The sequence below is a fragment of the Pseudomonas sp. Snoq117.2 genome (assembly GCF_900110545.1).
Classification (GTDB): Bacteria; Pseudomonadota; Gammaproteobacteria; order Pseudomonadales; family Pseudomonadaceae; genus Chryseomonas; species Chryseomonas benzopyrenica.
In genome coordinates this window covers 103,791-116,404 of record NZ_FOED01000002.1, presented here as the reverse complement: position 1 = coordinate 116,404, position 12,614 = coordinate 103,791, and the positions used below count along the sequence as shown (strand labels likewise).

Here is a 12,614-nt window from a genome sequence, read left to right as displayed (position 1 = left end):
GATGGAGTAATACCATGGACCTATGGAGTGCCTTGCAGGCGCTGATTCTGGGGATCGTCGAGGGCATCACCGAGTTCCTGCCCATTTCCAGTACCGGCCACCAGATCGTCGTCGCCGATCTGATCGGCTTCGGCGGGGAAAGGGCCATCGCCTTCAATATCATCATCCAGCTGGCGGCCATCCTGGCCGTGGTCTGGGAATACCGCTTCAAGGTCTTCGAGATCGTCACCGATCTGCCGCGCAAGTCCTATGCGCAACGGTTCACCGGCAACCTGATCGTCGCCTTTCTGCCCGCTGCGGTGCTGGGCGTGATCCTCGGTGACCTGATCCACGAATACCTGTTCAACCCCATCACCGTGGCCTTCGCCCTGGTGATCGGCGGCGTGATCATGATCTGGGCGGAAAAGCGTACCCATCGCATCCGCGTGGAAGAGGTGGACGACATGCGCTGGCATGACGCCCTCAAGGTGGGCTGCGCCCAGTGCCTGGCGATGATTCCGGGCACCTCGCGCTCCGGTTCCACCATCATCGGCGGCCTGCTGTTCGGTCTGTCGCGCAAGGCGGCCACCGAGTTCTCCTTCTTCCTGGCCATGCCAACCATGGTCGGCGCGACCGTCTACTCGGTGTACAAGTACCGTCATCTGTTCACTGCCAGCGATGTGCTGGTGTTCGGGGTCGGCTTCATCACCTCCTTCATCTTCGCCATGCTGGCGGTCAAGGCCTTGCTGAAGTTCATCGGCAACCACAGCTACGAGGTGTTCGGCTGGTACCGTATCGTCTTCGGACTGTTGATCCTGGCCACCTGGCAATTCGGCTGGATCGACTGGAACGCGGCCAAGGCGGCCGGGTGAAGCCCGAGAAGGAACAGCAGAGCCGGCGCCAGCCGGCTCGTGCGTCTGGGCAGAAAGCGCCCCCCAAGACCAGCAAGCGGGCGGAGGCGCTGACGCCCTATGAGCAACGCGCGGCCATCGCCCGGCAGGACATGCTTGCGCTGCTGCAGATCGCCGTCTTCATCCTGCCGCTGGTGGGCATGCTGTCCCTGGCCTTCGGCCGTGGGGTGCTCTGGCCACTGCCGCTCTACCTGCTGGCCAGCGTGGCCACCTACCTGCTCTACAAGCACGACAAGCAGCGCGCCCGCGACAAGGGCTGGCGCGTGCCGGAGCGGGTCCTGCACCTGGGCGAGCTGCTCGGTGGCTGGCCGGGTGCCCTGATCGCCCAGCAGCGCTTCCGCCACAAGACGGTCAAGCTGAGCTTTCGGCTGATGTTCTTCGCCATCGTCGCCCTGCATCAGCTGCTGTGGCTGGATGTGCTCTGCGGCGGCATGCTGCACCGTCACCTGCCGTTCTGAGGTCAGGCAGGCGGCATGGCTGCAGGTGATGGGCTAGGCTAGGCGGGCGAATGCCGCCCGTTGCCCAGGAGCCCCATGTTGCGAACCCCTCTGTCGATCCTCACGCCCCTGTTCCTGTCCCTGACCCTGGCGGCCTGTAGCCACAGCCGCGAGACCTCCTTGCCCGTCGCCCCCGAGGCCGGCTCCGGCTATCGGCCCGGACTGACGGCCAGCGAAGCCACCCGGCAGATGGCGGCGGCGGCCAATCCCCTGGCAGCCGAGGCCGGACGGGAGATCCTGCGGCAGGGTGGCTCGGCCATCGATGCCGCCATCGCCATGCAGGCGGTCCTGACCCTGGTCGAGCCGCAATCCTCGGGAATCGGCGGCGGTGCCTTCCTGCTCTACTGGGACGGTCGCAAGGTTCAGGCCTACGACGGTCGCGAAACCGCCCCGGCAGGTGCTACGGAACAGCTCTTCCTGCGTGCGGATGGCAGCCCCATGGCCTTCGAGGAGGCCCGCATCGGCGGGCGCTCGGTCGGGGTGCCCGGGGTGTTGCGCGCGCTGGAACTGGCGCATCGCGACCACGGCAAGCTGGCCTGGCGGGTGTTGTTCGAGCCGGCCATCCGCCTGGCCCGCGAGGGTTTCCCATTGTCGCCGCGGCTGCATAACCAGCTTGTGCACGATCCCTTCCTCAAGCAGTCGCCCGGTATGGCCGCGCTGTATCTGGATGGGCAGGGTCAGGTGAAGCCGGTGGGCACCCGGCTGCGCAACCTTGAATTGGCCGACACCCTGGCGCTGATCGCCCGGGAAGGTGCCGGGGCGCTCTATGGCGGCGACCTGGCCAAGGCCATCGCCTCGGCCGTACAGCAGAGCCCCAATCCCGGCAGCCTGAACCTCCAGGATCTCGCCGGCTATCGTGCCAAGACGCGCACGCCACTGTGCACCGACTACCAGCGCTGGCGTGTCTGCGGCATGCCGCCGCCCGCCGGCGGCATCACCGTGGCCCAGACCCTGGGCATCCTCCAGGCCCTGCAGGCGCGGGATCCGGCCTGGGCGCTGGCGCCCCTGCGACCGGTACCGACCACCTTGCCGGCGGCCCAGGAGCCGCGTGCCGAAGCCGTGCATCTGATCGCCGAAGCCGAGCGCCTGGCCTATGCCGATCGCGCCCAGTACGTGGCGGATCCGGAGCTGGTGCCGGTCAACGTCAAGGGGCTGCTCGATCCCGCCTATCTGGCCAGTCGTGCGCAGCAGGTCGGTGAGCGCAGCCTCGGCAAGGCCGCCCCCGGGGTGCCGCCCGGACCGACCCTGGCCTGGGCGCCGGACCGCTCGCCGCTGCGCCTCTCCACCTCCCAGGTGGTAGCCGCGGATGCCTGGGGCGGCGCCCTGTCCATGACCACCACGGTGGAGAGCTACTTCGGCTCCCATCTGATGGTGAAGGGCTTCATGCTCAACAATCAGCTGACGGACTTTTCCTTCGTACCGCGGGAGAAGGGCCTGCCGGTGGCCAACCGGGTGGAGCCGGGCAAGCGTCCGCGCTCGACCATGTCGCCGACCCTGGTGTTCGATCGCCACAGTGGTGAGCTGCTGGCCGCCCTGGGCTCGCCGGGTGGCTCGCAGATCGCCGGCTATGTGGTCAAGACCCTGGTGGGCTTGCTGGATTGGCAACTGGATCCCCAGGCGGCCGCGGGGCTGCCGAATTTCGGCAGCCGCAACGGTCCCACCGAGCTGGAACGCGGCCAGACCACCCCGGCCTTGCGCCAGGCGCTGGAGCAGCGTGGGCATCAGGTGCGCGAAGACGAGATGACCAGTGGCATCCAGGTCATTCGCCGGATGGGATCAGGCTGGCAGGGGGGCGCGGACCCAAGACGGGAGGGCGCGGCGCTGGGGGATTAAGTAGGCGTCGAAGGGCGACAGCCCTCACCCCAACCCTCTCCCAGAGGGAGAGGGGGCGGTTTTGCTGGGGTGGGGACGTCAGGAGCAGGGATGGCCCGCCAGTGGGCCATCCAGGTAGTGTCACGCCGGCTGGTCGAGTTGCAGCACGCGGGTGGTGCGCTCCCGTACTTCCCGCAGCAGCTCCGGCTCTTCGGCCAGCTTGTGACCGAAGGAGGGGAACATCTTGCGCAACTTGGCCTGCCACTCTTCGCTCTGGTAGCGGCTCGGGAAGCAGCGCTCGACCAGGGTCAGCATGATGGACACCGAGGTGGAAGCACCTGGGGAGGCGCCCAGCAGGGCGGCGATGGTGCCGTCACCGGAAGCGACGATCTCGGTGCCGAACTGCAGGATGCCGCCTTTCTGCGGGTCCTTCTTGATGATCTGCACCCGCTGGCCGGCCACTTCCAGGCGCCAGTCCTGCTTGCGCACGGCCGGGTAGAAGGCGCGCAGTTCCTCGACGCGCTGGTCGAAGGACTGCAGCACCTGGCCGACCAGGTAGCGGGTCAGCGGCATGTTGTCCCGCGCCACGGCGAGCATGGGGCCGATGTTGCCGGACTTGATCGACTTGGGCAGGTCGAGGAAGGAACCGCGCTTGAGGAACTTGGTGGTGAAGCCGGCGAAGGGGCCGAACAGCAGCGACTTCTTGCCATCCACCACGCGGGTGTCCAGGTGCGGCACCGACATCGGCGGCGAGTTGACGCCGGCCAGGCCGTAGACCTTGGCCTGGTGCCGTTCGACGATGTGTGGGTCGTCGCAGCGCAGCCACTGGCCGCTCACCGGGAAGCCGCCGTACCCGGCGCCCTCGGGGATGCCGGACTTCTGCAGCAGCGGCAGGGCCGCGCCACCGGCACCGAGGAAGACGAACTTGGCGATCAGCGTGCGCGTAGCACCGGAGCGGCTGTCCTCGATGGTCAGGCGCCAGCGTTGATCCGCTTCGCGGGTCAGATCCACCACCTTCTGGTTGTAGCGCACCTGGGTGCCGGGACGGGTCTGCAGGTGACCCAGCAGGCTCATGGTCAGGGCGCCGAAGTTGACGTCGGTGCCACCGGCCACATGGGTCGCCGCCACGGCTTCGGTAGCTGGGCGGCCTTCCATCACCAGGGGCATCCACTCGCGCAGCTTGGCGTGGTCCTCGGAATACTCCATGCCGTCGAAGGAGGCGTGGTCCTTGAGGGCTTCATAGCGTTTGCGCAGGAAGGCGATGTCCTTGGCGCCATGCACGAAGGACATGTGCGGCACGGGGCTGATGAAGGCGCGCGGCGAACCGAAGTGGCCTTCCTCGACCAGGTAGGACCAGAACTGCCTGGAGGCCTCGAACATGCCGTTGATGCTGAGGGCCTTGGTGACGTCGATGCTGCCGTCCGCCTTTTCCGGCGTGTAGTTCAACTCGCAGAGGGCCGCATGGCCGGTTCCGGCGTTGTTCCAGGGGTTGGAACTCTCCGCCGCGCCTACGTCGAGCAGTTCGAGTACCTCGACGGTACTCGTGGGCTCCAGCTCCTTGAGCATGACCGCCAGGGTCGCACTCATGATTCCCGCGCCGACGAAAACGAAATCCGACTCTTCGTTACCACTGTGCATTCATCGTACTCCTGAGACAGTGTCTCGCTTTACACCTGAGGGAGAGCGGGCGTCGGAGCCCGACCTCGAGTTGGGCAACCCCGGACTGACCACGGACGGACAGGCAGGGGCGAGCAACCGGTAGGGCATGGCAGTCAGTTGCGACAGCGGCCGTCCGGCAATGTTCTGATTTATTAGGTTGGGGCCGACCGTTCTGGCGGATCGGCAGAGGCCGATGCCAGGCGGGGAGATCAGTATGCGAAAGGGAACCCGTCGAGCGTGCCGGAAGGGGGCGCTACGTGTTACGAGACGTGGCAGGAGACCCCTGGTCTCCCGGCGCAAACGATAGGTGATGATCGCGGCGATCCTGGTCGAGTACCCGTTTCGGTGCGAAATGATACCTAGGGTAACTGCTTAGGGCACCATCTATTTTGTTCGTGTAGTGGGTTGCGCGACCCACTACACGAACCCTGGGGTCAGCCGTTGATGCCCTGGCTGCGCAGGTAGTCGTCGTAGCTGCCGCTGAAATCCACCACGCCGGTCTCGCTCATGTCGAGGATGCGGGTGGCCAGGGAGGAGACGAATTCACGGTCGTGGCTGACGAAGATCAGGGTGCCCGGATAATTTTCCAGTGCCAGGTTCAGCGCCTCGATGGATTCCATGTCCAGGTGGTTGGTGGGTTCGTCCATCACCAGCACGTTGGGCTTCTTCAGGATCAGCTTGCCGAACAGCATGCGACCCTGCTCGCCACCGGAGATGACCTTGACCGACTTCTGGATGTCGTCGCTGGAGAACAGCATGCGACCCAGGGTGCCGCGGACCATCTGCTCGCCGCCCTGGGTCCATTGACCCATCCAGTCGAACAGGGTGACGTCGTCGGCGAAGTCCTCGGCGTGGTCCTGGGCGAAATAGCCGACGTCGGCGCTGTCGGTCCACTTCACCTCGCCACTCTGTGGCGCCATCTCGCCCACCAGGGTGCGCAGCAGGGTGGTCTTGCCGATGCCGTTGGGGCCGATGATGGCGACCCGCTCGCCGGCTTCGATCTGCAGGCCCAGGCGCTTGAACAGCGGGGTGCCGTCGAAGCCCTGGGTGACGTTTTCCAGGGTCACCGCCTGGCGGTGCAGCTTCTTGTACTGCTCGAAGCGGATGAACGGACTGACGCGGCTGGACGGCTTGACCTCGTCCAGCTGGATCTTGTCGATCTGGCGCGCCCGGCTGGTGGCCTGCTTGGCCTTGGAGGCGTTGGCCGAGAAGCGGCTGACGAACTGCTGCAGTTCGGCGATCTGGGCCTTCTTCTTGGCGTTGTCCGACAGCAGGCGCTCGCGGGCCTGGGTGGCGGCGGTCATGTACTCGTCGTAGTTGCCGGGGAACAGGCGCAGTTCGCCGTAATCCAGGTCGGCCATGTGGGTGCAGACGCTGTTCAGGAAGTGGCGATCGTGGGAGATGATGATCATGGTGCTGTTGCGCGCGACCAGGATGCCTTCCAGCCAGCGGATGGTATTGATGTCCAGGTGGTTGGTCGGTTCGTCGAGCAGCAGCAGTTCCGGATCGGAGAACAACGCCTGGGCCAGCAGCACCCGCAGCTTCCAGCCGGGGGCGACGGCGCTCATGGGGCCGAAGTGCTGGTCCTGGGGGATGCCCAGGCCGAGCAGCAACTCGCCCGCCCGCGCTTCCGCGGTGTAGCCGTCGTACTCGGCGAACTGCACCTCAAGCTCAGCCACGGCCATGCCGTCGTCTTCGCTCATTTCCGGCAGGGCGTAGATGCGGTCGCGCTCGGCCTTGACCTTGGCCAGTTCGGCGTGGCCCATGATCACGGTATCGATGACCGTGCAGTCTTCGTAGGCGAACTGATCCTGGCGCAGCTTGCCCAGGCGTACGTTGGGTTCGAGCATCACCTGGCCGCCGGTGGGTTCGAGATCGCCCCCGAGAATCTTCATGAAGGTGGACTTGCCGCAGCCGTTGGCGCCGATCAGGCCGTAGCGATGGCCGTTGCCGAATTTGACGGACACGTTCTCGAACAGCGGCTTGGCGCCAAACTGCATGGTGATGTTAGCGGTGGAGATCAAAGGGGTTACCTGTAAGGGGTTTCAGACCGGAGCTCGACCGCTGTCCGGGCCGGCAAGCGGCTTGGACAGGGCGTTCCGGTCGGATGGGCAGAGCTCCAGCGGGCAGGGTCGATGGGCAGCGACATTGCGCGGCGGCCTGGCTGGGCTGCGGTAAAGGCGGGCGGCGCCCGACATGCCGCTATTGTGGCATAGCTGCGAGGTGGTTTGTACGGGGCAGGCGGCGGCTGGCTGTCGCTGGACTAACTGGCGGCGGGGCCGGGGAAGTCTGGCCGGGGTACCACCTTCCAGACGGCTTCGGTCAGTTGATCCAGCGTCCACGGCTTGTGCAGGAAGGGCACCCCGGACGGGATGTCATTTCTCAAGCCGGCGTAGCCGGACATCAAGACGAAGGGCACCGCGGGCCAACGCTCGCTGACGATCTTGGCCAGTTGCACGCCATCGATCACGCCGGGCATCCGCACGTTCGACACCACGACGTTCACCTGCTGCCAGTGCAGCTCCAGAAATTGCAGGGCGGCGTCGGCGGTGCCAAAGGTTTCCACATGGAAGCCTTCCTGCTTGAGCACCTCGCGTACCAGGGCTTGCAGCAGCAGCTCATCTTCCGAAACGACCGCGAGCAGATTCGCGGGGCTGGCAGAGCGGGTCGGGGTATCCATAGGCAGGCAATCCGGCATGGGAGGATCCCTGGAGTCTAGTCAGGCGCAGGCCAGGCTGCTGGCCAATGGCCCGAAAAGACTGGCGATTACTCAGGGTGTGGACTTGCCAACCGGGACGGCGTCTCTGCCCGAAGGCTCTGGCAAGGCACTGACGCCACTGGCGAATGGGGCGACGTGCGGTAGGCACCAGGGTGAAACATCTGGCGTCGTCGACCAACTAAAGCTTGAGACCGAACGGCACAGGAGCCACGGCATGATCCTTTCTCTTTCTCCCGCGCCCGACACCACCGCTCCGCTGGCCCTCTGGCTGGGCGGCGATCAGGCACCCCTCAACGACTCCGACATGGCCGATGAAGAGATCGATACCGAGATCCCTGACGAGGTGGTCGAGAACCTCACCGAACCGGCCAAGCCGCCCGCACCGATTCCGGATCCCGGCCCATTGTAGAGATCACAGGGGGCAGCAGCCTGGGCGCTCCCGATCCAGGGCTTCGCCCTCGACCAATGCGGCCATTCAGGTCTTGATCGGGTCTTTGCTCTCGCGCAGCGCTCGATGATAGAGCAAAGCACTCAGACCCAGGCCCGCCAGGGCCATGAGACCGGCAAAGAGGAAGATGGCGCTGAAGCCGAAGCCGTTGGCGATGGCGCCGGCGAGAGGGCCGGTGATCCCCAGCGCCAGATCCAGGCATAGCGAGTAGGCGCCCAGCGCCGCGCTGCGATTGGTTGGCGGTACCTTGACGATGGCCTCCACGCCCAAGGCCGGATAGACCAGCGAGAGTCCGAAACCCGCCATGGCCGCGCCCACCAACGCCATCTGTGGGGTGACCGCCAGCCAAAGCAGCAGCAACCCTAGGGTCTCCACGCTGAAACAGGCCAGGGCGACGCGGAAGCCGCCCAGCGTGTTGATGGTGCCGGCGAACAGCAGCCGCGCGCAGATGAAGGCCGCACCGAAGGCGGTCAGGCAGAAGGCCGCGTTGGGCCAGCCGTTGCTCGCGTAGTAGAGCGTGACGAAGGTGGCGATAGCGCCGAAGCCGATGGAGCTGAGCAACAGGCAGAGGCCGAAGGGGCTGATGCGCCAGAATACCTTGTGAAAGGGCAGCCGCTCGCCTGGAATCACCGGCGCCGGCTCCTTGTTCCAGGCCAGGGCCAGACCCAGGGCACCGAGCAGGGCGATGGCCACGCCGAGGCTCCAGAGCCCTAGGCCCGCTACCATGGCCACGCCCAGGGGCGCGCCCAGAGCCAGGGCGCCATAGGCGGCGATGCCGTTCCAGGAGATCACCTTGCTCACGTGCTGCATGCCGACGCTGCCCATGCCCCAACTCAGGCAACCGGTACCGATCATGGCCTGGGACATGCCGAGGATGACCCGGCCGACGATCAGCAGGCCCAGGCTGAGACCCGGCACGCTCTGCAGCGAGGTGGCCAGCAGGGTCAACACGCCGCAGGCGACGCAGCCGAACAGGCCGTAGATCACTCCACGCTTGGCGCCGATGCTGTCGGCCAGCTTACCGGCGAGGGGGCGGGTGAAGAGGGTGGCGAGGTACTGGATACTGATCGCCAGTCCGGCGATGACCGATCCATAGCCGAGATCGTCGTGCACGTAGCCCGGCAGGATCGCCAGTGGCAGGCCGATCGCCAGGAACAGCAGAAAGCTGAAGACGACGATCGAAACGATGCGCAGCGTGATGGCGAGGGAGGCGGCAGGCGGGGCGGTCGTGGTCATGGCTGTTCTCGCGAGGACTCGTCGAAACGGCAGAGGAGGCGAACGCTGAGGGCCAAGCCTGCCAGCGCGGCCAGGGCCGCGCAGAGAAAGCTGGCGGCATAGCCGAAATGGGTGGCCACGGCGCCGATGAGAGGCCCTGTCACCGCCAGCGAAAGGTCGATGAACACCGAATAGCCGGCCAGGGCGGCACCGCGGTTCGAGGCCGGAACCCGCTGCACCGCTTCCACGGCCAGCGCCGGAAACACCAGCGAGAAGCCGATTCCGGTGAGGGCGGCGCCCACCAGGGCGGTGGTTATGCTGGGGGCCAGCCAGAGGATGGTCAGGCCCACGGCTTCCACCGCCAGGCTGACGATGGCGACGCGAAAGCCGCCGTGGCGATTGATGGCGTTGGCGCAGACCAGGCGTACACCGATGAAGAAACAGCCGAACACCGTCAGGCACAGGGCCGCGCCACTCCAGCCCTGACTGGCGTAATAGAGAGTGATGAAGGTCGCCAGGGTGCCGAAGCCGATGCCACCCAGCGCCAGGCCCAGGCCGAAGGGCAATACCCGGCCCAGCACCGTGGTGAAGGGCAGGCGTTCGCCGCGCACCGGAACGATGGGCGGGCGCGGCTTGGCGATCCGATAGCCCAGCGCCGCCAGACCGATGATGCTGGCGCCCAAGCTCCACAGTCCCAGGCTGTCCACCAGCACCACGCCCAGGGGGGCGCCTATGGCCAGGGCACCGTAGCTGGCGACGCCGTTCCAGGAGATCACCTTGGCGGTGTTAGCCGGGCCGACCCGGCCGATTGCCCAGGAGATGGCGCCAGTACCCGAGAGGCTTTCGGCGCAGCCCAGCACCAGTCGGCCGAGCAACAGAGCACCAAGGCTGACCCAGGGCCAGGCTTGTAAGAGTACCGAGGCCAGCATCAGCACGCCGCTGAGACCGCAGCCGAGCATGCCATAGAGCACCGACTGCTTGGCGCCCACGGTGTCGATGATGCGTCCGGCATGGGAGCGCGAGAACAGGGTCGCCAGGTACTGACTGCTGATCACCAGGCCGGCGATGATGGAGTTGAAGCCCAGCTGGTCGTGCACGAAGCCCGGCAGCACGGCCAGGGGGATGCCGATGGTAAGGTAGGCGATAAAGGTAAAGAGCACCGTGCCCAGGGTAATGCGGGTGGCCAGAGCGGGTGAGGGTGCAGGCGGTAGGCTGGCGGTCGACATCGGACTCGAGAGGTTGTCTGACAATGTGGGATAGATTGCTTTCGCCTGGCAAAGGTCACATGCAATGACATTTTTTATCCAGGGTCGAGACGGAGCGAAACGGGCGCTGGGCCCTGGTCGGAGCGGCCTGCTGCTGGCCGCACTGGCGGCTATGCCCATCTGGGCGGCAGAGCGCATCGAGCTGCGGATCGGCGACCAGCGCCTCGCTGTAGAAGTGGCAACGACTCCAGCCCAACGGGCCCAGGGACTCATGGGGCGACCGCCATTGGCAGCCCACGAAGGCATGCTGTTCGTCTTTGCCGGGGATGACGAACGCTGCCTTTGGATGCGCGATACCCCCAGCGCGCTAGCCGCCGCCTTCATCGATGCCGGCGGCAAAGTCCTCAATACCGTCGAAATGCAGCCGCTGACCGATACCCGCCACTGCTCCCGGGCCCCGGCGCGCTATGCCTTGGAAACCCGGGCTGGCTGGTTTTCGACGCGGGGGATTCGCGCGGGCGAGCGTCTGCAAGGGTTGGAGAAGGTGGCACCTGCCTCCCGATAGTCCCGCTTTTCCTCACACCTGAAATAGCAGAAAGTCGATAGATAAATACTTTTAAAATCAAGAACTTGAATATGATTTTTGATTTTGATTATAGAGGTATGTTGAGAAAGTACTTTAAGTCTTGATTGGGATGCCTGTCGCTATCGATAGTGGCTCCTGGGGTGCCTGGCACGAACCTGGGCAACAGGGAGGGATACGTCCCCGTGTTGCCCCAGGTCGCTTCCTGGAAAGGCCCGACCGGTCCCTATTGAATCCAGGCCTCGACCCGCCGATTCTTTACCCGGCCGTTGGCTGACAGCCCTGCGACAGGCAGTTGGTCGCCAAGGGAGAGCAGCTCACCAGCGAAGGCTTGCTGGTGGCGCAGCGCCGTGGCGACCGCGGTGGCGCGCAGACGGGCCAGCAGCGCTGCCCGTGCCGGATCCTCGGTGGCGTCGTTGAAGCCCACCAGGATCAGCTGCCGATGGGCGTTTTCCGGCCGGCGCATGAAGGCGGCCAGGCGCTCGACATCGCGCAGTGCCTTGTTATCCAGGCGCGCGCTGCCGGCGGTGAAGCGGAAATTCACCGTAAGGCGCTGGGCGCGGCGAGCCAGCTCCAGATAGGCGGGTGGCATGCCACGGGTATCGCTGATGGTCAGGGGTTCGATGCGCTGGGCGACGAAGCCGCTTTGTTGCACCACCGCCTGGCCGGCAGGGGTCTGGCTGAACTCCAGCAGACTGCGCGCCCAGTCCGAGCGCTGGGCGGGCGAGCCATAGAAGAAGAGTCGCCGGGCGAGTGGATAGTCCTCGGTGGCGATGCTGGCTTCGCTGGGGGCTATGGCGCGGCCTTCACCGTCGCGCAGGGCGAGCTTTGGCGCCTTGGCGGCAGCCGCCAGGCTGGTGAAGCCGATGCCCCCAGGATCGGCGGCCACCTGCTGCGCCAATTCTTCATTGGACTCGAAGCGCTTGGCAGCCGCACTCAGGCGTTTGCCGGCAGGATTCAGCACCAGTTCGCGAAAGGTGTCGTAGGTGCCCGATCGATCATCCCGCGCATAGATCCGGATCGGCCCGGACGGGCCGCCCAGTTGCTGCCAATCGGTGACATCGCCGGCGAAGACCTGCGCCAATTGCTGGAGATCGAGCTCTCGCAGGGGATTGGCGGGATGCACAATGATCGCCAGGCCATCCAGCCCGATCACGTACTCCGCGTCCTTGCTGCCCATGTCACCCAGATTGGCCAGGGCGCTGACTTCATTGTCCTTGATGGGCCGGGAGGCCGCGGCGAGATCCGTGGTGCCCGCGGCCAGGGCGTTGAAGCCGGTGCTGGAGCCATGGGCGGCGATCTGTATGGCCACGGCACTGCCATTCGGCGCCCGGGCCACCAGCTGCCATTCGTCCATCACGGTGGCAGGTATCACCTGTGGATCCCGATAGCCGCGCTCGGCGAGCAGGGCCGCGACCAGGCGCGGGCCCAGGTTCGCGTTGATCGTGTTGGAGCCTTGCAGGCGCAGAATGACAGTGGTGGGTTCGCCGGCCAGAAGGGGCGAAGGCAGCAGGGGCAGCAAGGTCGCGAGCACCGCTCGCCGCAGGAAGGCGCGGCGGAATACCGGGGCAGAGCCGTTCATGGAA

The 12,614-nt window shown here is 65.9% G+C and carries 11 protein-coding genes; 5 read left to right on the top strand and 6 right to left on the bottom strand.

The genetic code is table 11. The annotated features are described in order from the left end of the window. Positions 1-14: 14 nt before the first annotated feature. From BMZ43_RS06450 to BMZ43_RS06440, 3 genes are all read left to right on the top strand, one after another. On the top strand, positions 15-851 hold the full coding sequence (locus BMZ43_RS06450) for an undecaprenyl-diphosphate phosphatase (protein ID WP_017640542.1): 837 nt from the start codon (positions 15-17) through the stop codon (positions 849-851). Then, positions 848-1,348, top strand: a complete 501-nt coding sequence (locus BMZ43_RS06445; protein ID WP_093251223.1) for a DUF1294 domain-containing protein — start codon at positions 848-850, stop codon at positions 1,346-1,348. Before BMZ43_RS06450 ends, BMZ43_RS06445 begins: the two co-directional genes overlap by 4 nt. A gap of 75 nt (positions 1,349-1,423) precedes the next feature. Beyond that, the gene (locus tag BMZ43_RS06440) at positions 1,424-3,220 is read left to right on the top strand and encodes a gamma-glutamyltransferase family protein (protein WP_093251218.1); all 1,797 of its coding nucleotides are present in this window, start codon (positions 1,424-1,426) and stop codon (positions 3,218-3,220) included. 120 nt (positions 3,221-3,340) lie between these two features. Here the strand turns inward: BMZ43_RS06440 and mqo are convergent, their stop codons facing one another. The 3 genes from mqo to BMZ43_RS06425 form a co-directional block, all read right to left on the bottom strand. Beyond that, positions 3,341-4,837 carry a malate dehydrogenase (quinone) gene (mqo, locus tag BMZ43_RS06435; RefSeq protein WP_093251214.1) on the bottom strand — a complete coding sequence of 499 codons (1,497 nt, stop codon included), beginning with the start codon at positions 4,835-4,837 and terminating at the stop codon, positions 3,341-3,343. A 455-nt stretch (positions 4,838-5,292) separates the two neighbouring features. Next, the gene (locus BMZ43_RS06430) at positions 5,293-6,882 is read right to left on the bottom strand and encodes an ABC-F family ATPase (RefSeq protein WP_017640546.1); all 1,590 of its coding nucleotides are present in this window, start codon (positions 6,880-6,882) and stop codon (positions 5,293-5,295) included. 239 nt (positions 6,883-7,121) lie between these two features. Beyond that, the gene (locus tag BMZ43_RS06425) at positions 7,122-7,538 is read right to left on the bottom strand and encodes a response regulator (RefSeq protein ID WP_017640547.1); all 417 of its coding nucleotides are present in this window, start codon (positions 7,536-7,538) and stop codon (positions 7,122-7,124) included. A gap of 253 nt (positions 7,539-7,791) precedes the next feature. On the opposite strand from BMZ43_RS06425, the gene BMZ43_RS06420 reads away from it, so the two are divergent. Then, positions 7,792-7,986, top strand: a complete 195-nt coding sequence (locus BMZ43_RS06420) for a hypothetical protein (protein WP_017640548.1) — start codon at positions 7,792-7,794, stop codon at positions 7,984-7,986. 66 nt (positions 7,987-8,052) lie between these two features. On the opposite strand, the gene BMZ43_RS06415 is transcribed toward BMZ43_RS06420, so the two are convergent. Beyond that, on the bottom strand, positions 8,053-9,261 hold the full coding sequence (locus BMZ43_RS06415; RefSeq protein ID WP_017640549.1) for an MFS transporter: 1,209 nt from the start codon (positions 9,259-9,261) through the stop codon (positions 8,053-8,055). Next, the gene (locus BMZ43_RS06410; RefSeq protein ID WP_093251211.1) at positions 9,258-10,466 is read right to left on the bottom strand and encodes an MFS transporter; all 1,209 of its coding nucleotides are present in this window, start codon (positions 10,464-10,466) and stop codon (positions 9,258-9,260) included. The genes BMZ43_RS06415 and BMZ43_RS06410 overlap by 4 nt, the downstream gene beginning before the upstream one ends. A 64-nt stretch (positions 10,467-10,530) precedes the next feature. Here BMZ43_RS06410 and BMZ43_RS06405 point away from each other — a divergent pair, with 64 nt between their 5' ends. Next, the gene (locus tag BMZ43_RS06405) at positions 10,531-11,010 is read left to right on the top strand and encodes a DUF192 domain-containing protein (RefSeq protein WP_017640551.1); all 480 of its coding nucleotides are present in this window, start codon (positions 10,531-10,533) and stop codon (positions 11,008-11,010) included. 244 nt (positions 11,011-11,254) lie between these two features. Here the strand turns inward: BMZ43_RS06405 and BMZ43_RS06400 are convergent, their stop codons facing one another. Continuing rightward, on the bottom strand, positions 11,255-12,610 hold the full coding sequence (locus BMZ43_RS06400; RefSeq protein WP_093251209.1) for a substrate-binding domain-containing protein: 1,356 nt from the start codon (positions 12,608-12,610) through the stop codon (positions 11,255-11,257). Positions 12,611-12,614: the final 4 nt, after the last annotated feature.

What these genes read in the sequence shown, in the direction of transcription:
- BMZ43_RS06420 (WP_017640548.1), top strand. Translation starts at nt 7,792, where the DNA reads ATGATCCTTTCTCTTTCTCCCGCGCCCGACACCACCGCTCCGCTGGCC.
- BMZ43_RS06425 (WP_017640547.1), bottom strand. Translation starts at nt 7,538, where the DNA reads ATGGATACCCCGACCCGCTCTGCCAGCCCCGCGAATCTGCTCGCGGTC.
- BMZ43_RS06410 (WP_093251211.1), bottom strand. Translation starts at nt 10,466, where the DNA reads ATGTCGACCGCCAGCCTACCGCCTGCACCCTCACCCGCTCTGGCCACC.
- BMZ43_RS06450 (WP_017640542.1), top strand. Translation starts at nt 15, where the DNA reads ATGGACCTATGGAGTGCCTTGCAGGCGCTGATTCTGGGGATCGTCGAG.
- BMZ43_RS06440 (WP_093251218.1), top strand. Translation starts at nt 1,424, where the DNA reads ATGTTGCGAACCCCTCTGTCGATCCTCACGCCCCTGTTCCTGTCCCTG.
- BMZ43_RS06400 (WP_093251209.1), bottom strand. Translation starts at nt 12,610, where the DNA reads ATGAACGGCTCTGCCCCGGTATTCCGCCGCGCCTTCCTGCGGCGAGCG.
- mqo (WP_093251214.1), bottom strand. Translation starts at nt 4,837, where the DNA reads ATGCACAGTGGTAACGAAGAGTCGGATTTCGTTTTCGTCGGCGCGGGA.
- BMZ43_RS06405 (WP_017640551.1), top strand. Translation starts at nt 10,531, where the DNA reads ATGACATTTTTTATCCAGGGTCGAGACGGAGCGAAACGGGCGCTGGGC.
- BMZ43_RS06415 (WP_017640549.1), bottom strand. Translation starts at nt 9,261, where the DNA reads ATGACCACGACCGCCCCGCCTGCCGCCTCCCTCGCCATCACGCTGCGC.